General features: G+C 70.8%; 14 protein-coding genes. 8 read left to right on the top strand and 6 right to left on the bottom strand.

What is annotated here, in order from left to right; translation table 11 throughout:
* Positions 1-2: 2 nt before the first annotated feature.
* The 3 genes from eccCb to ACW4TU_RS07685 form a co-directional block, all read right to left on the bottom strand.
* Positions 3-4,322, bottom strand: coding sequence for a type VII secretion protein EccCb (eccCb, locus tag ACW4TU_RS07695; RefSeq protein ID WP_457425941.1), 4,320 nt, complete (start codon positions 4,320-4,322; stop codon positions 3-5).
* A complete protein-coding gene (locus ACW4TU_RS07690) occupies positions 4,285-4,788 on the bottom strand; it encodes a hypothetical protein (protein ID WP_457425939.1) in 504 nt (167 codons plus the stop codon). Before ACW4TU_RS07690 ends, eccCb begins: the two co-directional genes overlap by 38 nt.
* Positions 4,789-4,849: 61 nt before the next feature.
* Complete coding sequence (locus ACW4TU_RS07685; protein ID WP_457425937.1) at positions 4,850-5,290, bottom strand: SRPBCC family protein; 441 nt, start codon at positions 5,288-5,290, stop codon at positions 4,850-4,852.
* A gap of 221 nt (positions 5,291-5,511) precedes the next feature.
* On the opposite strand from ACW4TU_RS07685, the gene ACW4TU_RS07680 reads away from it, so the two are divergent.
* Positions 5,512-6,786 carry a cytochrome P450 gene (locus ACW4TU_RS07680; protein WP_457425935.1) on the top strand — a complete coding sequence of 425 codons (1,275 nt, stop codon included), beginning with the start codon at positions 5,512-5,514 and terminating at the stop codon, positions 6,784-6,786.
* Positions 6,787-6,947: 161 nt separating this feature from the next.
* A complete protein-coding gene (locus tag ACW4TU_RS07675) occupies positions 6,948-7,763 on the top strand; it encodes a L,D-transpeptidase family protein (protein WP_457425933.1) in 816 nt (271 codons plus the stop codon).
* On the opposite strand, the gene ACW4TU_RS07670 is transcribed toward ACW4TU_RS07675, so the two are convergent.
* Entirely contained in the window at positions 7,678-8,874 is a 1,197-nt protein-coding gene (locus ACW4TU_RS07670) for a Dyp-type peroxidase (RefSeq protein ID WP_457425931.1), read from the bottom strand. The two genes, ACW4TU_RS07675 and ACW4TU_RS07670, sit on opposite strands and share 86 nt — an antisense overlap.
* A 39-nt stretch (positions 8,875-8,913) precedes the next feature.
* Between ACW4TU_RS07670 and ACW4TU_RS07665 the strand changes: the two genes are divergently transcribed.
* Entirely contained in the window at positions 8,914-10,284 is a 1,371-nt protein-coding gene (locus tag ACW4TU_RS07665) for a right-handed parallel beta-helix repeat-containing protein (RefSeq protein WP_457425929.1), read from the top strand.
* Positions 10,285-10,366: 82 nt separating this feature from the next.
* Here the strand turns inward: ACW4TU_RS07665 and ACW4TU_RS07660 are convergent, their stop codons facing one another.
* Together ACW4TU_RS07660 and ACW4TU_RS07655 are read right to left on the bottom strand one after the other, a co-directional pair.
* Complete coding sequence (locus ACW4TU_RS07660; protein WP_457425927.1) at positions 10,367-11,179, bottom strand: hypothetical protein; 813 nt, start codon at positions 11,177-11,179, stop codon at positions 10,367-10,369.
* A gap of 106 nt (positions 11,180-11,285) precedes the next feature.
* On the bottom strand, positions 11,286-14,342 hold the full coding sequence (locus ACW4TU_RS07655; protein ID WP_457425925.1) for an SdrD B-like domain-containing protein: 3,057 nt from the start codon (positions 14,340-14,342) through the stop codon (positions 11,286-11,288).
* Positions 14,343-14,712: 370 nt separating this feature from the next.
* Between ACW4TU_RS07655 and kdpF the strand changes: the two genes are divergently transcribed.
* From kdpF to ACW4TU_RS07630, 5 genes are read left to right on the top strand one after another with little or no spacing between them, the layout of a single operon-like run.
* On the top strand, positions 14,713-14,802 hold the full coding sequence (kdpF, locus tag ACW4TU_RS07650; protein WP_009326374.1) for a K(+)-transporting ATPase subunit F: 90 nt from the start codon (positions 14,713-14,715) through the stop codon (positions 14,800-14,802).
* Positions 14,803-14,810: 8 nt separating this feature from the next.
* Positions 14,811-16,490, top strand: coding sequence for a potassium-transporting ATPase subunit KdpA (kdpA, locus tag ACW4TU_RS07645; RefSeq protein ID WP_457425923.1), 1,680 nt, complete (start codon positions 14,811-14,813; stop codon positions 16,488-16,490).
* A complete protein-coding gene (gene kdpB / locus ACW4TU_RS07640; RefSeq protein ID WP_457425921.1) occupies positions 16,487-18,625 on the top strand; it encodes a potassium-transporting ATPase subunit KdpB in 2,139 nt (712 codons plus the stop codon). The genes kdpA and kdpB overlap by 4 nt, the downstream gene beginning before the upstream one ends.
* A 4-nt stretch (positions 18,626-18,629) precedes the next feature.
* On the top strand, positions 18,630-19,262 hold the full coding sequence (locus ACW4TU_RS07635) for a potassium-transporting ATPase subunit C (protein WP_457425919.1): 633 nt from the start codon (positions 18,630-18,632) through the stop codon (positions 19,260-19,262).
* Between the two features lie 7 nt (positions 19,263-19,269).
* On the top strand, positions 19,270-19,953 hold the full coding sequence (locus ACW4TU_RS07630; protein ID WP_457429965.1) for a response regulator: 684 nt from the start codon (positions 19,270-19,272) through the stop codon (positions 19,951-19,953).
* The last annotated feature ends 15 nt before the right edge of the window (positions 19,954-19,968 follow it).

Raw genomic sequence — 19,968 nt, 5'->3', positions numbered from 1 at the left:
CGTCACTCGAATTCCGGTCGCAGATAGCCGAGTTGGACTCCACGGGTGGCCTTACGGCTCACCAGGGTGCCGCGTCCGGGCGGCTGATGGGCCGGTTTGACGGTGCCCAGGAGGAAGCCTTCGTTCGGGTCGCCCGAGAGTACGAGCCCCTGGGCGCCGAGCTCCTTCAACTGCGTGACGAAGGGCTCGTACAGAGACCTGGAGGCCCCGGCCGAACTGCGCGCCAACACGACGCGCAGGCCCAGGTCACGGGCGAACGGCAGGTATTCCGTGAGCGGGGCAAGGGGGTTGCCGCTGCTGGTGGCGACCAGGTCGTAGTCGTCGACCAGCAGATACACGTCCTTGCCCTGGTACCAGCTGCGGGCGCGGAGCTGCTCGGCCGTCACGTCGGGACCGGGCATGCGGGCGTGCAGTTCTTCGGCCAGTTGTCTGACGACGTCGGCGGCTCCCGGTCCCGAAGGGCAGTAGCTCAGCAGGTACTGGTCGGGCACCTCGCCGAGCAGCGACCGCCGGTAGTCGACCACGAGCAGTTGGGCACCGTCGGGCGAGACCCGGGTACAGAACTGCCGCACCAGCATCCGCAGAAACGAACTCTTGCCCGACTCGGACTCGCCGAAGACGAGGAAGAAGGGGTCGTTGGAGAAGTCGAGGAACACCGGGGCCAGACTGGCGTCGTCGATGCCGATGGCGATGCCCTGACCGGGGGACTCGTCGGGGCCGGGCAGTTCGTCGAGGGTGACCAGTTCCGGCAGGGTGCGTACCGGGGGAGCCGTCGGCCCCGACCAGTCGTCGCGCACGTGCGAGACCAGCCGGGCTGTCGCCTCGCTGATGGACAGACCTTCGGCGTCGCCCTCCAGCCTCGGCAGGGCGGTCAGGAAGTGCAGCTTGGCGGGGGACAGGCCGCTGCCCGGGACGCCCAGCGGGACGTGCTGTGCCTGGCGCCGGTCGATCTCGGAGTCCGACGCGTCGCTGAGGCGCAGTTCGATCCCGCTGAGCAGACGATCGCGCATCGCCACGCGGACCTCGCCGTAGCGGGCGGCGCTGATCAACAGATGCACGCCGTAGTCCAGGCCGCGCAGGGCGATGTCGTTGACGACCGGTTCGAGTGCCTCGAAGTCCGTCCGGAAGGTCGCCCAGCCGTCGATGACGAGGAAGATGTCGGCCAGGGGCGGGTCCGGCCGCTCGTCGCTCCGGCGGCGGTATGCGGCCGGCGAGTCGATTCCGAGGACGCGGAACAACTCCTCGCGCTCGGTCAGTGCCCTCGCCACCTCGGCGACCGTACGCCGTACCCGGTCCGCGGCCAGCCGGGAGGAGACGCCGCCCACATGGGGCAGCCCGGCCAGCGGCTCCAGCTTTCCGCCGCCGAAGTCCAGGCAGTAGAACTGCGCGTCGAAGGGCTTGTGGGTGAGGGCGACCGACGCGATCAGTACGGCCATCACGGTCGACTTGCCGGACTGCGGTCCGCCGACGACGAGGACGTGCCCCTCGGCCCCGGAGAGATCCAGGGCGAGCACACCCCGCCGGTGGTGGAACGGCTCGTCGACCACCGCGAACGGCACACTCCGCAGGGGCTGGAACGGCGGGGCGGGCGGGCCGCTTCCCCGTCTGTCCCGCCAGTCGGCCGCCTTCGCCGGCAGCAACGACTCCAGCGAGGGCGACGGGCCGAGCGGCGGCAGCCAGATCCGGTGCGCACCGGCTTCCGTGCCCGACAGCCGGCCGACGACCACGTCCACCAGCGAGGCGGAGCCGGTCCCGTCCGCGCTCTGCAGCGCGGCGGACACGTAGGAGGCCTTGAAGCGGATCAGTACGTCGGTGGTGTCGGCCTTGAGGAATCCGGCGCCCGGGTCCGGCGGCAGATGGTAGGCGTCGGGGTAACCGAGCACCGCACGGGATTCGGACGCCGAGAAGGTGCGCAGCCCGATGCGGTACGACAGATGGGTGTCCAGCCCGCGCATGCGGCTTTCGTCCAGCCGCTGCGAGGCCAGCAGCAGATGCACGCCCAGCGCCCGGCCGACCCGGCCGATCTGCGTGAACAGGTCGATGAGGTCGGGCTCGGCGACAAGGAGTTCGGAGAACTCGTCGATCACCAGCACCAGCGTCGGCAGGGGTTCGAGATCGTCCCGGGAGGCGCGGGCCCGTGCGTACTCATGGATGCTCGGCAGACCACCCGCGGCCCGCAACAGCGCCTGGCGTCGCTGCAGTTCACCGCTGATCGCGTCCCGCATCCGCGCCACGAGCAGCGGATCGCCCTCCAGGCCCGTCATGAGCCCGGACACATGAGGAAGCCCCGCGAGCGGTGCGAACGTCGCGGTGCCCTTGAAGTCGGCCAGTACGAAGGCCACTTCCTGCGCCGAATGGCGGACAGCCAGCCCCAGGACGATCGAGCGCAGCAGCTCCGACTTGCCGGAGCCGGTCGCGCCCACGCACAGACCGTGCGGGCCCATCCCGTGGTGCGCGCTCTCCTTGAGGTCGAGGAACACCGGCTGACCGTCCTCGCCGACCCCGATCGGCACCCTCAGCCGCTCCTCGGGAGTCGGCCGGGCGCGCAGGGCCGGCAGATTCGGCGAAGCCGGGTTGTCGACGCCCAACAGGCCGGTGACGACGGCTCCTTGGCGGCCGGCGGGATACTTGACGAGCGCACCGGTGTCCTCCCGGGTCCGCAGCGCCGCCCACCCCGCCCGTACCAGCTCCGTCGTCTCCGCCAACGACTCCCGCGCCGCCACCGGTCCTGCCCCGTCGTCGAAGCGCGGCACCGCGACCCGGAACCGCCGACGCCGGGACAGTGCCCAGCCGACCGCGACCCCCGACGCCAGCGCGGGGTCGAAGAAGGACTCCTCGGGGTCGTCCAGGGCGAGTTCGAGCCGTGTGCCGAGCAACCCCCGCAGATCCGTGGTGAAGTCGCTCCAGCGGCGGGCCGTGACCAGCAGATGGACACCGTAGTTCAGGCCGGTGTTGGCCAGCCGGTGAACCGTCTCCTCGAACCCCGGGACCTCCCAGGTGAAGTCGAGCCAGCCGTCGATGACGAGGAAGACGTCGCTCGCCGCCCCCTCCTCGATCCGGCCCGTGGTGCGCAGCGCGCGGAACGCCTCGATGGAGTCGATGTCGAGGTCGCGGAACAGGGTGCGCCGGGTGGAGATCACGGCCCTGACCGCAGTGAGGGCGTTCTCGACCGCGCTGTGCTCGTGCGGCGCCGCGAACGTCCGTACGTGCGGCAGCGAGCGCAGCACCCCGAGCCGGTTGACCGCGCCCTCCAGCAGATAGAACTCCGCCTCGTGCGGCGTGTGGGTCAGCGCCAGGGACATGATCATGGAGCGCAGCAGCGTGGTCTTTCCGCTGCCGAGCTTGCCGACGACCGCCGCGTTGCCGTCCCGGCTGGAGAAGTCGACGCAGAAGGGATCGCGGCCGGTGCTGTTCTCGAGCCGGCCGACGGGCACGAGCAGCCGGGACGCGCCTTCCCACGCGTCGCAGACGAAACCCCGGTCGACGGTCTCCACGGGCGGCGGCAGCAGTGAGCCCAGCGTGAGTTCCTCGGCCATCGCGGCCCGGGCGGCGGGCCCGGCGGACGCGTCGACCCAGGGCGCGTAGGCGAGGGCGACGGTTCCTTCGCACTGGCCCGACCTGGTCGGTGTCTGCTCGGGCCCCGCCTGGTTGATCACCGTGTCGTGGACGTACGTGTACAGCTCCTCCGGGGTGATCACCCCGTCCCGGTTCTGGTCGGCGAGGCCGGTGGACAGCCCCTCGATCACGGCCGCCGTGAACCGTGGGGCCGTCAGACTGTTGTCGAGGGTGAGGTGCTCGCCCTCGTACGCGTACTCCAGGGCCGTGGACGCCGTGATGACGAACGTGCCGCGTCCGCCGAGCGCCGCCTCGACGTCCACGGGCGCGGGGGACATGGGGGAGCCCCGGTGGAAGAGCCCGCTGTAACAGCAGTCCAGCAGCACGATCTTGGTGCGGGCCTCGCACTCGTCGAGGAGCTGGTGCAGGAACGCGGCCGGGATGGCGGTGGTGTGCGGACGCTTCAACTGCGTGCCCAGCGTGGCGAAGAACAGCCGGTCGGCGTCGTTGCGGATGCCGTGGCAGGCGAAGTAGAGCAGGACGAGATCGTCGGGGTCGCGGTTGCTGAGTACCTCCTCGACCGCGGTCTGGATCTCTTCCTTGGGCCGGTTCGGCAGTTCGTGGACGAAGTCGAAGCGGCCGATCGCCGGGTCCCTCAGCAGGGCCTTCAGTTCGGCGGCACCCCGGGCCGGCGCCCTGAGCCGGTTGAGCCCGGGATCCTGGTAGCCGTCAGTCGCGACGAGCAGTGCGATCCGGCGTCCCGCCATCGCCAACTCCCGGATCACTGTTGGTGTTCACGCCCGTCGCGGCGGCAGTGCCCGGATCGGCCGTGCCGTCCGCCACCGCGGCCGTCCCCGCCTCGATCCGCGCGGTCACCGCCTCGACCAGTGCCTGCTGGTCCCGGGCGGACAGGGCGTCGAACGACCCTTTGTGGCCGTCGATCTCCCACTCCACCGACCGCGCCTTCGAGCGCTGCACGAAGGCGACGACGACGTTGCTCACGGCCTTGAGCGCGGCGGCGGAGAAGGCGCCGCTGACCACCAGCACCGCGAGGTCGTGCCCGACTCCGGCCATCGACTCCTCGGGCGCGGCAACTGCCTTGCGCTCGACGTGGAGAAGGCCGAGCGTCCGCAGATCGACGTACAGACTGCGGACCTGACGGTCCGTCCGCTCCGCGGTGGCTCCCGGACCCGAGTCGATCCGAAGCTCCAGCCGCACGCGTTCCTCGTGCACGCCTTCCCCTTCCCCCGACCCGGCCGGTGCCGCCGGCACGTGGAGTTGATCGTAGCGTCCGTCAGCCCATCCTGAGCAGCCGGTTCACCGCCCGCCCGAACACATACCGCGACGCCCCCGCCAGCGGACGGTCGAACAGGGACGGCAGCACTCGTACGCGCAACTCCTCGCGCCAGATCACCCGCGAGCGGCCTCCCGGGCCCGGGCGCACCTCGATCTCCGCCCAGCCCAGGACGACCCGGCCGCGTTTCTCCAGGCGGCACAGGCCCGGGGCGTCCACCGTCGGGGGCCGCCAGACGGTGACCTCCATACGGTCGTCGAAGGCGAGGGGGCCGATCCCCGAGCGGGCGACGAACACCGTGCCCTCGTGGGTCGGTGGGGCGGTGAGCACCGTGACGCGGGTCAGCGGGACCACGGAGGCGTGGCGGGGCCACTCCGTGAGCCGCCGCCAGGCCTCGTCGAGGGGGAGCGGCACCGTACGTTCGAGGAGGAAGTTGACCACGGCACGATCGTAGGGAACCCGACGGGCGACCCGGCACGTTCCGGAGTTCCGCGGCGCGTGTTCACAGAGGACTCACATGCTGAGCCGTGGTGAGAGCGGTGGGAGTGGCGGGCCTGGAGCGAGGATGCGCGCGGGCGACCGCTTCCGTCACCGCACGGTGTACGGCACCATGGGCGCGACCTCGTGACCCGTGACCCGTATCCCCGGCCGGAGGGCACCGCGTGGACCGTCAACCGCACGACAGACTCGACGAGTTGATGAGCGACCCCTATCCGCACTACGCCCGTGCCCGCGACGCCGAGGGGCTGACCTTCGTCGCCGAACTCGACGCCTGGCTGGTCGCCCGGGACGCCGACGTACGCGAAGTGCTGCGCCGCGCCGAGGACTTCTCCTCGGCCGGCGCGTTGCGCCCCGACGTCATGCCGGCGCCCGCCGCGCTCGCCGTGCTGGGCGGCGGCTTCGGCGGGCGGCCCGTCGTCGTCGGCGCGGACGGGACCCGCCACCAGGAGCTGCGGGCCCCGATCGTCAGGGGTCTCTCGCCCGCCCGGGTCGCCGCCGTCGTTCCGTACGCCGCCGAGCGGGCCGCCGCCCTGGTCGACGCGTTCGTGAACGGTGACTCCGGTCAGGTCGGTGAACACAGGGGCGGGCACGTGGAGTTGATGTCCGCGTACGCCCGCCGTCTGCCCGGAGAGGTCATCGGCAGGATCGTCGGACTCGACCCCGCCGACATCCCGGCCGTGGTGCACGGTGGATACCGCGCCGAGGAACTCCTCTTCCGTCCCCTGCCGGAGGACGAGCAGATCGCCGTCGCCCAGGACGTGGTGGCGACCCAGCACATCCTCGACCGGTACGCCCGCGACCGGCAGGCCGAGCCCCGTGAGGACCTCTGCACGGACATCGTCACGTCGGTCACCGCCCCCGGCAGGGGTGACGGTGACGGTGACGGCAGTGCCGAACTCACCCTCGACCAGCGCCACGAGGTCGTCTCCCACCTCCAGAACCTGCTGATCGCCGGACACCTCACCACCAGCGCGCTCATCGGCACGACGGTCCTCCATCTGCTCCGGCACCCGGACCAGTGGGAGCTGCTGTGCGCGGAACCGGACCGCATCCCGGCCGCCGTGGAGGAGGCCGCCCGGTACGACACGGCGCTCCAGGGATTCCGCCGCGTCACCACCCGCCCGGTCACCCTCGTCGGCACCGAACTCCCCGCCGGGGCAACGCTGTTCGTCGCCTTCGGCGCCGCCAACCGGGACGGTGTGCGCCACCCGGGACCGGACGGGTTCGACATCACCCGCACCCCGGTCCGCCACCTCGCCTTCGGCCACGGCGCCCACGCCTGCCCCGGCTCCCAGCTCGCCCGTGAACAACTCCGGCTCACGCTGCAGGAGTTGACCAGCCGCCTGCCGGGTCTGCGACTGGCCGAGGACCACCCGGTCACGATGCGCCCGACGATGATCCACCGCTCTCCGCGAAGCCTGCAGCTGACCTGGTGACCGGTGCACGGGCCTGGTTTCCGGCGGCCGGACCGTCTCCGAGGTCGTCGGCCGAGGGAGCGGAACGCCTTAGCCCGCTCGGCCCAGCCCGACCGGCCCCGCCCCACCGAAGTGACGTATCTCTGGGAGGAGGACGTATGCCGGCCCGCTGAGGAGGCGCTGTGGCGAGATCCCGAGTGACGATGTCGGCGGTGGCCGTGGGGTTCCTCCTGGCGGCGCTGGTGCCGGCCGGAGTCGCCACGGCCGCCGCCGCACCCACGCCCGAGGCCTGCACCGCCGGCACCGGCCCCTACCAGCAAGAGCTGGAGGAACATCTGAAGCTGCCCGCGGACGGCCGGCAGACGCCCGCCGACTGCGAGGCGATCCGCACCTTCCAGACCCGCAACGGGGTGCGGCCCGCCGACGGCTACGCGGGTCTCACGACCTACCGCACGATGCTCGTCGTCGAGGCCCGCGCCAACCCCAACGCCGGCGGGAAGTGCCCGGTCCGCACCTACCGCGTCGCCTGTGTCGATCTGACCCGGCAGCTGATGTGGGTCCAGACCGGGAGCCGGGTCGTGTACGCGCCCGTGCCCATCCGCTCGGGGCGTGACGGCCACGAGACCCGCACCGGCTGGTTCACCGTCTACTGGCGGGACCTCGACCACTACTCCGACCTGTACGACAACGCGCCCATGCCGTACTCCCAGTTCTTCAGCGAGGGCCAGGCCTTCCACGGCACTCCCGGCGACCTGTTCACCGGCGGCTCCCACGGCTGCGTCAACCTGCGCCTCGACGACGCCCAGCGGCTGTGGAACACCCTCGCCGTGGACGACGCCGTGTACGTGTGGGGAGTGAAGCCGGGTACGGAACGGAAGTTGAGGCCCCAGCCGGCCGAGTCCGCGGACGCTCTCACGCCAGCAGACGTGCCCCCAGGTCCTCGCCCGGAAGAGCACCCGGAAGGACGTACGCCACCGCCGAACCCCGGTGCTCGATGAAGCGGCTCAGGTCGTCCGTCGCCGTCATCCGGTGCTGGACGCGCGCGAACAGCGCGGGATCCCGCATGAAGGCGAGGAACAGCAGACCCCGGTCGTCCGGCCCGGCGTCGTAGCTGTAGCCCCGGCGCAGCATCCGCGCGCCCGAGTCCAGCCGGGGACTGGCCGCCCGTACGTGCGCCCCCAGCGGGATGATGTACCGCCCCTGCGGGGTCTTCGCGAAGATGTCCACGTCATCGTGTTCGTGCCGCCGGCCCAGCGGCGCCCCGCTTTCCCGGTGCCGCCCGATGACCCTCTCCTGACGTGCGGTACTGAGCGCCGCGAAGCCGGCCACGTCGATGTGGACGCGCCGTACGACGAGGATCGTGGCGTCGTCGGACCACACCCAGCGCTCGCACTCCTTGGCTGACGGGTTCTCCGTGCCGTCCTTGAAGCCGAGCAGGTTGCGCGGTGTCTGCCCGGCCGGCGTCGGCGGCAGGAACCCGGTCTGCCGCCAGCGCGGGCGCAGGGTGGCGCCCGCCAGCCGGGTCAGCGCGCTCGCGGCGGCCGTCGTGACGCGCGGGTCGTCGGCGCAGAGCTGGAGCAGCAGATCGCCGCCGCCGTGCGCGGGGTCGAGCCGGTCGTCGGGGAACGGCGGCAGCTCGCGCAGCGCGGGCGGCGCGGTGACACAGAGGAGCCGGGGGAGCCGGGGGCCGACCGCCACGGTCGCGGTGAGCCGGGCCTTCCCGGCACCCCCGATCTTCTTGATCTCCGTCGCCTGCAGGCGGGCCGGCGGCGCGAGTTCGCCGTCCAGGACCTCCGCCAGTGCCCGGGTCCAGTGCCCGAACACCTCCCGCAGGGCACGCACGCCGCTCGCTCCCTGCACCGCCGGGGCGAGGTCGTACGCCACGACGAGCGCGGCGGTCTGCTGAGGGGTCGTCACACCGGCCTGGCGCGGGCCCCGGAAGCGGAACGCCTGCGGACCCGCGGCGGCGGAGGGACGGGAACGCGTGTCGTCGGCACACCCGGAGGCGGTGGCGGCGAGGGCGCCGAGGGCAGCGGCGCGAGTCAGGACGTCCCGGCGTGCGGGGGCCGACGCGCCGTCGGGCGTGGGGGAAGAGGCATGTGCTGTCATAGGAGTGAAAGGGACGATATATCTGCGGTCGTGTCAAACATGCTCTTTGCGCGAGTCCCACGAACCGCGTCCCGGCGAACCCTCTCCCGGGGCCTGCTCGTCGCCGTCTGCCTCCTCACCGGCGCCACCGCCTGCACAAGTCCCTCGCCCCGGGGCTCCGGCGGGGCCGCGCCCGCCTCGGTCGTCCGGGTGCCGCAGGACACCGGCTCCCTTCAGGACGCGGTCGACCGGGTCGGCGAGGGCGGTCTCGTCCTGGTGTCACCCGGCGTCTACCGGGAGAGCGTGACCGTCTCGAAAGCGCGGGTCGTGCTGCGCGGCCTCGACCGCTCCCGGGTGGTCGTCGACGGGGAGTTCGAGCGCGCCAACGGCATCACCGTGACCGGCACGGGCTCCGTCGTGGAGAACCTGACCGTCCGCGACCACCTCGCCAACGGTGTCCTGTTCACCGGCGTGACCGACGAGTCCGCCCTGCGGGCGGGCCGCGCCGGCGGTTCGGCGTACGACCCGCTCGACACCGTCAAGTTCCCCCCGTTGAAGGGCTTCCGGGCCTCCTACGTCACCGCGTACAACAACGCGCTGTACGGCATCTACGCCTTCGACGCCCGCAGTGGGATCATCGAGCACTCCTACGCCTCCGGACACGCCGACTCCGGGATCTACGTCGGCCAGTGCCGCCCCTGCGACACCGTCGTCCGGCACAACACCGTCGAGCACAACGCGGTGGGCCTGGAGGTCACCAACGCCTCCGAACGGCTCTATCTGCTGGGCAACCGGGCCCGCCGCAACCGGGTCGGCCTGACCCTCAACTCCAACGACCTGGAGGCGCTCGGCCCGCAGCACGGCGCCGTCGTCGCGGGCAACACGCTCACCGACAACAACGACGAGGCCGGCCCCGAGCAGGCCGACGGCGGCTTCGGGATCGGCGTCGGGGCGGGCGGCGGGCGCGCCAACGTCATCGAACGCAACCTGATCAGCGGCAACAGGTCGGCCGGGGTGCTGCTGAGCGACGTACAGGGCTATCCCGCGCGTGCCAACACCGTGCGTGCCAACCGGGTCACCGGCAACGGCACCGACCTGGTCCTGGCCACCGGCACCCCGGCCGGCAACTGCTTCACCGGCAACGGCGAGGCACTCACCAGCCCGCCGCGACTGCCCCGCGAGACACGCTGTGGAAAGGGGGCGCGGGGTGCTGTGCGGGCGGAGCCGGACACCGGGCTGGTCCGCGATCCACTGGGCCACCCGACCCTCGTCCAGGCACCCCCGGGCCTCTCCTTCCAGGACGTACCGGCGCCACCGAGCCAGCAGCAGATGCCCGGCGCCACCACGACTCCGGCGCGGGCGGCGGTGGGCCTACCGGGGAAGGTGACCCCGGAGGAGTTCGAGTTGCCGGGTGGCAACGGCGCCCCTTGAGGGGCGCGGGGCTCTGTCGATGTGCGGCTCCGCCGCGTGGGCGCGACCAGCCACAGCGGACCCGCACCGCCCGTCGGACCGGCTAACGCTCACCCCAGGGCGCCCCCGGCAACCTGCTGACCCCCCGCACCCGAACTCCACCCAGGTCCATGGTGATCGTCCGGCCCTTCCCGAGGTCTGCCCGAACGCGCCGCATACCCCCCTCCTCATCGATCCAGTACGACAGCGGAGAGCGGTCGCCGCGAGGGCCGGCCGGGGACGCGGACGCGTTCGGACGGGGCCGCGGCCCCGAGAAGACGTCGTAGCGCCGACCGTCCAGGTGCTCGTCTCGCAACCGCAACGGCCCCGACTGCGCGAGCAGCTGCGCGTTGTCGGGCCGGTCGGCGCCCAGCGACAGGGCCAGTCGCAGGGCGGTGTCGAGTGGTGCGGCGCCGAACGCGCGGCGCGTCCACGCGGTCGTCTTCAGCCGCCCCGCCGCGCGCAGCGCGTCCTCGGGGGGAGCCGTGGGGGACCCGTCGGCCACCGCCAGCCCGCTCTGGTCCCAGGCGAGCAGGCCGCCGTTCGGACGTCCGGAGCCCGTCACCTCGTACCACCCGACGGCCCGGTGCCGGCGATGGTCGACAACGGCGCGGACCACGGCCGTGCCGTCGCCCGACGCCGTGTGGACGGTGATCTCCGAGGGGCTGATCCGGTACGTGCGGAAGCGGGCCAGGGCCAGGCGCTGTGCCTCGTCGGCGGAGAGGGGCCGGGGGCCGGAATCGCCACCGCCGGTCAGGAGGAGACCGGCGCAGGCCGCCGCGGTGAGGACGCCCACCGCCCACCAGGCCCGCCGTACCCTGCGCTGCCTCGGCGTCCCTGGTGTCTTCTCGGTCGTGCCACTCCTGATACGTCGCATGGGACGTCTCTACATGCGGGCGGGCCGCGTACCGGTCGACACCGGTACGCGGCCCGCCCCGCGTCACCCTCCCGGGTGCGCGGCCGTCACCCCACTGGGCAGGGCGTCAGCACTTCTTGCCCTTGCACGGCTCACCCCGCTTGTTGGCGATCTTCACGATCAGCCCTTCGGAGCCCGTACCGTTGGTCAGGGTCAGCCGGTAGGGGCCGAAGACCGGGTTGTCCGGCAGGACGTAGCCCTCGGGGACGTCCTTCTCCACGAGGTAGTACGTGCCGATCCGGTTGTCGTCGAAGGAGCACTTGCCCGTCCGGCCGGTGACACAGTCGCCGGCCATCCGGTCCCGGTCGGCGCCGGCCCGCTGGAGGCCGGTCTTGCCGTTGCTGTCGAGCCACAGCTGGAAGACCGCGCCGCGCAGCGGCTTGCCGGTCTTCTTGTCGGTCTTGACGACCGTCAGCGCCAACTCCTTGACCAGGCCCGCGTCGAGGGTGAGGTCCTGACGGTTGCCCGGGCCGAGGGTGACCACCGGGGAGCAGCCGCCGGTCGGGTCGACGACCGAGTCGTCACCCGTCCCGCCCGCGTTCTGCCTGGTCCACAGGTAGCCGCGCGGACTGCGGAAGCAGACCTTGTAGCGCCCGTCGGACAGGTCGCCGAACAGGTACTTCCCGGCCGCGTCCGTCCTGATGGTCTTGATCATGTCACCGGTGGCGGGGTCGATCAGCTCGACCGTGACGTCCTTCGCACCGGGCTCGCCCGGGTCCTGGACGCCGTTGCCGTTGGTGTCGTACCAGACGTGGTCGCCCAGCTTGTTGACCGGACCGACCAGGCCCGCGTCGATCGTGTGGTTGACCTGTCCGGGATCGCCCACGGCCACCGTGGTCCGGCCCGACGGGTCGACGTTCGAGTCGAGCGCGCGGTCGGAACCGGCGCCCCGCTGGGTCCACTTCAGCTGGGCGAGGGTCGGGGAGCCAGGCAGCGTCGACGGGTTGATCCCGCTGTGGTCGAAGGTGGCCGCGTACTCCGTGTTCGGCTTCAGGCCGTCTTCCGTGCCCAGGTGGTACTCGCCGTTCGCGTCGGTCGTGGTGGTCAGCGCCGGCCCGGTCGGCGGGGTCAGCGTGACGCGGACGCCCGCGACGGGCGGCTCGGACGGGTCCTGGACGCCGTTGCCGTTCGAGTCGTACCAGACCCGGTTGCCGATCTGGACGGGCGCCTGGTCGCAGACGAGCTCCAGGTCGGCGAGACCGTTGGCCTTGCCGAACAGGTTCTGGCGGAGGGCGAGGTCGTTGTTCCAGGTCGGCTGGATGAGGAGATTGCCTTCGACCGCGCCGTTGTTCGCGGTCCAGCGGCGGACGCCCTGCTGGAAGGCGTTGAACGGGTCGTAGGCCGTGCTCCACACCTTGTTGCGGTACGGCTGGAGGACCGTGCCGCCCTCGGTGATCTGGTCGTGGACCGCGTCGATCGTGGTGGCGTTGGGGCCCACCCGGCGGGAGTCCCTGTAGAACTCGCCGTTGCCCGGGCCTTCGCCGTTGCCCGGCCTGTTGCCGGTCAGGGCACCGCAGGAACCGTTGTTCTCCAGCGTGTACGTCGTCCCCGACTTGCAGGCGCGCAGTACGTCACCGGCGGCGACGCCGGTCAGCAGCGGACGGATCGTGCTGTTGTACGCGAACGTGGCGGTACCCGTCATGTCGCCGAAGCGGTCGCGGTAGCCGAGCACCAGGTCGCCGTTGTCGGCGATCTCGATGTTGGACAGGATGGGCTGAGGGGCGGAGATGAACGAGTGCGTCTCCGTGCCCGGGACGCGCTCGTTCCAGGCCTCCCACTCCGCGCTCATGACCTGGCCGACCGTGGACGGCTTCTTGCAGCGGTAGGCGTCGGCCGGCAGACCGGTGAACCGGTAGGCGCAGCCGCGCGGGTAGTCCAGCGCGTGCGTGAAGATCTCGCTGAACGTGCCGTTCTTGAACTCGTAGACGTGCGCGCTCAGTTGGGTCGGGTCGCCCCACGCGAGGTCCGAGGTGACGGTCGTCTCGGCGCCGCACACCCCGCCGACCAGCACGCGCTTGCCGCGCACGCCGATGCCGTACGGGTGCCACTGGCCGACACAGGCCCGCGGCCTCGGGATGCCGTACGGCGTCTGCGTGCCGGGCCTGACGGAGTCGCCGGAGCCCGTGATGGCCACGCTGTACAGCTTGGAGTCGCTGAGGTTGACCGCGTACAGCGTCTTTCCGTCGCCGGAGACGTCGACGTCTCCGATGCCCTCGCGGCCGACCTTGCTGTAGACGGCGTCGTCGTGCAGCCAGTTGTCCGTGGTCACGTGCTCGGTGAGCGTGCCGGGCAGCGTGACGAAGGTGTCGACGGTGGTGTCGGTGCCGAACTGGCGGTAGATCGTGTTGGTGTTGCCCGCCGGGCCGTAGGCCGTGTGCCGCTTGACGAGTGTGCCCATGTACTTGTTGCCGGTGCGGTCCACGCCGATACCGAACACGGCCTGCTGCTTCGTGTTGTCGGTCAGCTGCGTGACGGTCCCGCCGGGGGTGGTGTTGGTGAAGTTCCCGCCGAAGGACACCAGGCCCTTGTAGGTGTCGGGCGCGTCGCCCTTGGTGAGGTTGCAGGTGACCAGGCTCGGGTTCTCCTGGCAGTAGACGCCGGGCTCCCAGAAACCGGTGGTGTACGTGACGTTCGTACCGCCGGAGACATCGACGAAGCCGACATCGCCGCGGATGACGTCGGCGCCCGAGCCCAGGCCCGCGACGGCGGGGGAGAGGCTGTCGGGGTCCGGGTTGGTGACCTGGACGCGGTACCTGCCGCCGGTGAGCTCGGTCGTGGCCGCGAAGGTGGCGGTGCCGTCGGCCGCGGTCGTCCCGGTCCGGACCTGTCCGGCGTCGTCCGTCAGGGTGACCTTGACGCCGGCGAGGCCCGGCTCCAGCACGCTGTCGTACGCGCCGTCCGCGTCCACCTCGGTGACGACCCGCACGGTCAGGGTGCCGTCGCCGGTGGCGGCCCGCGCGGTCACGGCGAGCGGGCCGAGCCCGGTGGCCGCGACCGCCGGTGAACCGGTCGCGACCAGCGCGAGACTCAGACCGGTCAGACCGGCGAGCCGTCTCCGCCGTCCCGGTGGAGCGTCGTGCGGGCGCCGGCGCGAGGCGCTGGTGCCGGGTTCTGCTCTGAACACTGTGTCCTCGTCTCGTGGAGCGAACACCCCCATCGAGCTATGTATGGGATCGGTGAAGAAGATCGAATCGACCCGTTCGGAGGAACCGGCCGATTATCCGACCGGCCGGGCGGGGTCATCAGGGGTACGGCGGACATCCCCGTGGTCATCTCGCGGGTGCGTATGGGTTCCGTCAAGACCAGGTGGGCGGCCGTATGGGAGCCGTCAACGGGGGCCGGATCCGGCCACGGAGGCGCTTTGCTCGGACTGTCCGAACCGATCCACACCCCACGTCTCGCTAGGAGCTCGCGATGGCCGATCCGGCCTTCGTCGTCATCACGGTCGCGGTGTTCGCGCTGGTGGCTCTCGCCGCCAAGGGGGTGACGAAGCTGTGACCGCCGAGAACGTTGTCGGCCTTGTCGTGGCCGTCGCCCTGCTGGGCTATCTCGTCCTGGCCCTGATCTTCCCGGAGAGGTTCTGAGCCACGTCATGGGTCCCGTCCTCGCCGGCGTCCTCCAGCTGCTCGCCCTCATAGGAGCACTGGCGCTCGCCTACATCCCTCTCGGCAACTACATGGCCAGGGTCTACTCCGCCGACCGGCACTGGCGCGTCGAGAAGTGGATCTACCAGGGCATCGGCGCCAACCCCGACACGGAGATGCGCTGGCCCGCGTACCTGCGCGGTGTCCTCGCGTTCTCAGCCGTGGGTGTCCTGTTCCTCTACCTGCTCCAGCGGCTCCAGGGCGTTCTGCCCGGCTCGCTCGGCTTCTCCTCGATCGACCCGGACCAGGCGTTCAACACCGCCGTGTCCTTCGTGACCAACACCAACTGGCAGTCGTACTACGGCGAGCAGGCCATGGGGCACCTCGTGCAGACCGCCGGGCTCGCCGTGCAGAACTTCGTCTCCGCCGCCGTCGGCATCGCTGTCGCGGTGGCCCTCGTCCGCGGGTTCGCCCGGTCACGCACCGGTGAGCTGGGCAACTTCTGGTCCGACCTGGTGCGTGGCGTCGTACGCATCCTGCTGCCGTTCTCCGTCGTCGTCGCGGTCGTGCTGGTCGCGTGCGGTGTCATCCAGAACTTCTCCGGCATTCACGAGGTCGGTCAGTTTTTGAACGGGCACAGCACGGGCGGGTCCCAGCAGTGGAACGGGGGCGCTGTCGCCTCGCAGGAGGCCATCAAGGAGATCGGCACCAACGGGGGCGGCTACTTCAACGCCAACTCCGCGCACCCCTTCGAGAACCCGACGCCGTTCACCAACCTGCTGCAGATCTTCCTGATGCTGGTGATCCCGTTCGCGCTGACCCGCACCTTCGGGGTCATGGTCGGCTCGGTCAGGCAGGGCTACGCGATCCTCGCGACCATGGCCACCATCTGGGTCGGCTTCGTCGCCCTGACGATGTGGAGCGAGTTCGCCCACCACGGGCCGGCCCTCCAGCTCGCCGGGGGCGCGATGGAGGGCAAGGAGACCCGGTTCGGGGTCGGAGCCTCGTCCATCTACGCGGTGTCGACCACGCTGACGTCCACGGGGGCGGTGGACTCCTTCCACTCCTCGTTCACCGGGCTCGGCGGCGGCATCACCATGCTCGGCATGATGCTGGGCGAGATCGCGCCCGGCGGCACCGGATCCGGCCTCTACGGCATGCTGATCATGGCGGTCATCGCGGTGTTCATCGCCGGGCTCATGGTCGGCCGTACGCCCGAGTACCTGGGCAAGAAGATCGGCACCCGTGAGATCAAGTTCGCGGCCTGCTACATCCTGATCACCCCGGCCCTGGTGCTCGTCTTCACCGCCGCCGCGATGGCGTTGCCGACTCCGGGCAACTCGATGACCAACAGCGGGGCGCACGGCTTCTCCGAGATCCTGTACGCCTACACCTCCGCGTCGAACAACAACGGCTCGGCCTTCGCCGGGCTGAACGCGGACACCCAGTGGTTCAACACCACGCTGGGGCTGGCCATGGTGCTGGGCCGCTTCCTGCCGATGGTGTTCGTCCTGGCGCTGGCCGGTTCACTGGCCGAGCAGCAGCCGGTGCCGGTCACCGCGGGCACCCTGCGGACCGAGAAGCCCCTGTTCACGGGTCTGCTGGTGGGCGCGATCCTCATCATCACCGGTCTGACCTACTTTCCGGCGCTGGCGCTCGGTCCGCTGGCCGAGGGGCTGGCGTCATGACCACCGACACGACGAAGCAAGAGGACGCGATGTCCACAGCCACTCCGACCCGGGCGCCGCACAACGACGCGCCCACCGGGCACAAGCCCGTCGAAAGCCGTGTCGGCGCGGGCCTCTTCGACCCCGGGCAGCTGCTGAGGTCACTGCCGGACGCCTGCCGCAAGCTCGACCCGCGGGTGATGGTCAAGTCCCCCGTGATGTTCGTGGTGCTCGTCGGGTCCGTGCTGACGACGGTCTTCTCCTTCAAGGACCCCGGCGACTGGTTCGGCTGGACCATCAGCGCCTGGCTCTGGCTGACCGTGATCTTCGCCAACCTGGCGGAGGCGGTCGCCGAGGGGCGCGGCAAAGCCCAGGCGGACACGCTGAGGAAGGCCAAGACCGACACGGTCGCGCGGCGCCTGACCGGCGACGGGGACGAAGAGGAGCAGGTGCCCGGCACCGAGCTGGGCATCGGCGACCGCGTCGTCTGCGAGGCGGGCGACATCATTCCGGGGGACGGTGACGTCGTCGAGGGTGTGGCGTCCGTCGACGAGTCGGCCATCACCGGGGAGTCGGCGCCGGTCATCCGGGAGTCGGGCGGCGACCGGTCGGCCGTGACCGGCGGTACGAAGGTGCTGTCCGACCGGATCGTCATCAAGATCACGACGAAGCCCGGCGAGACCTTCATCGACCGCATGATCGCTCTGGTCGAGGGCGCGGCCCGGCAGAAGACACCGAACGAGATCGCGCTGAACATCCTGCTCGCCTCGCTGACCGTCGTCTTCCTGCTGGCGGTGGCGACCCTGCCGCCGCTCGCGGACTACGCGGGCACCCATCTGACGATGGTCGTACTGGTGGCGCTGCTGGTCTGCCTCATCCCGACCACCATCGGCGCGCTGCTCTCCGCGATCGGCATCGCGGGCATGGACCGGCTGGTGCAGAGGAACGTGCTGGCGATGTCGGGGCGGGCGGTCGAGGCCGCCGGTGACGTCTCCACGCTGCTGCTGGACAAGACGGGCACGATCACGCTCGGCAACCGGCAGGCCGCCGAGTTCGTGCCGGTGGCGGGGACGACGGAGGCCGAACTGGCCGACGCTGCCCAGCTGTCGTCACTGGCCGACGAGACGCCCGAGGGCCGCTCGATCGTCGTACTGGCGAAGGAGAGGTACGGGCTGCGCGAGCGTCACCAGGGTGAGCTGGCCGGTGCCGAGTGGATCGCGTTCACCGCCCAGACCCGGATGTCGGGCGTGGACGTCGACGGCAGGAAGATCCGCAAGGGTGCCGCCGGATCGGTCGTCACCTGGGTCCGGGAACAGGGCGGCGAGGTGTCCGAGGACGCCGGCGTGCTCACCGACCGGATCTCCGAAGCGGGCGGTACACCGCTGCTCGTGGCAGTCGAAGACACCGACGGGGCACGGGTGCTGGGCGTCATCCACCTCAAGGACGTGGTCAAGGAGGGTATGCGGGAGCGGTTCGACGAGCTGCGCCGCATGGGCATCAAAACCGTCATGATCACGGGCGACAACCCGCTGACCGCCAAGGCCATCGCCGAGGAGGCGGGCGTCGACGACTTCCTCGCCGAGGCCACCCCCGAGGACAAGATGGCCCTCATCAAGCGGGAGCAGGCGGGCGGCAAGCTGGTCGCCATGACCGGTGACGGTACGAACGACGCGCCGGCGCTCGCCCAGGCCGACGTCGGTGTCGCGATGAACACGGGCACGTCGGCCGCGAAGGAGGCCGGCAACATGGTCGACCTCGACTCGAACCCGACGAAGCTGATCGAGATCGTGGAGATCGGCAAGCAACTGCTCATCACCCGGGGCGCGTTGACGACGTTCTCCATCGCCAACGACGTCGCCAAGTACTTCGCGATCATCCCGGCGCTGTTCGCCGCCGTCTACCCGGGCCTCGACAAGCTCAACATCATGGACCTGTCCTCGCCCGACTCCGCGATCCTCTCCGCCGTCATCTTCAACGCGCTGATCATCATCGCGCTGGTCCCGCTCGCGCTGCGGGGCGTGCGGTACAAGCCGATGAGCGCGGACCGGATGCTCCGCCGCAACCTCGGGATCTACGGCGTCGGCGGCCTGATCGCCCCCTTCATCGGCATCAAGATCATCGATCTGCTGATCTCCCTCATCCCCGGCATTGGGTGACGTCATGAACAACTCGGTTACGAACACTGCCCGGTTGATGGGAGCGGGGCTGCGTGCCCTGCTGGTGTTGACCGTGCTCACAGGTGTGATCTACCCGCTGGCCGTCACAGGTGTTGCCCAGGCGGTCTTCCCGGGCACGGCGAACGGCTCGGAGATCAGGTCCGAGGGGAAGGTGGTGGGTTCCTCGCTGATCGGTCAACAGGGGTACGACCTGGACTACTTCCAGCCTCGCCCGGCCAATGGCCTGGGTGTGAACTCGGTCAACACGCAGTACACGCTGATCCTGTCCGGCGCCACCAACCGCTCCGCCGACAACCCCGACCTGATCAAGTGGGTCAAGGAGGCCAAGGCCAAGGTCGTCAAGGACAACTCGACCGCCGACTACAAGGTCAGGCCGTCCGACGTACCCGCCGACGCGGTCACGTCCTCCGGCTCCGGCCTGGACCCGGACATCTCCCCGGCCTACGCCGGCCTCCAGGTCCACCGGATCGCCGAGCGCGACGGCCTGTCCGTAGCCCGGGTACGGAAGCTGGTCGACGACCACACGGAGGGCCGCACCCTCGGGTTCATGGGTGAGCCCCGGGTCAACGTCCTCGAACTCAACATCGCGCTCAGGGAACTGATCAGGGGCCAGTGATTCCGTGATGACCCGGGTGCTGGTCGTGGAAGACGACCCCCAGCTCGTACGAGCACTCGTGATCAACATGCGGGCACGCCAGTACGGAGTGGACGCGGCGCCCGACGGCACCACGGCCCTCCGGCTGGCGGCGGCCCGTCGGCCGGACGTCGTGTTACTGGACCTGGGTCTGCCCGACATGGACGGCGTCGATGTCATCAGGGCACTGCGCGGCTGGACCCGCGTACCGATCCTGGTGCTGTCGGCACGCCGGTCGTCCGACGAGAAGGCGGCGGCGCTGGACGCGGGCGCCGACGACTACCTCACCAAGCCGTTCGGCATGGACGAGCTCCTGGCCAGACTGCGGGCCGCCGTCCGCCGCACGGAGGAGGTCCCGCTCGCGCCGGGGGCGACGGTCGTCACGACCGACGACTTCGTCATCGACCTGCGCGCCAAGAAGGCCACACGGGCGGGCCGGGACATCCGTCTCACCCCCACCGAATGGCATCTGCTGGAGATCCTGGTGACCAACCCGGGGCGGCTCGTCAGCCGCAAGCACCTGCTCCAGGAGGTGTGGGGCGCCGCCCGGCACAGCGGGTCCAACCATCTGCGCGTCCACATGGCACAGCTCCGCCGGAAACTGGAGTCGGACCCCGCACATCCGCGCTATCTGATCACCGAGCCGGGGACGGGGTACCGGTTCGAGGTATGACCGGCGCGGGTGGGC

Source organism: Streptomyces kryoterrae, assembly GCF_054072135.1.
This window is presented reverse-complemented; position numbering and strand designations above follow the sequence as displayed.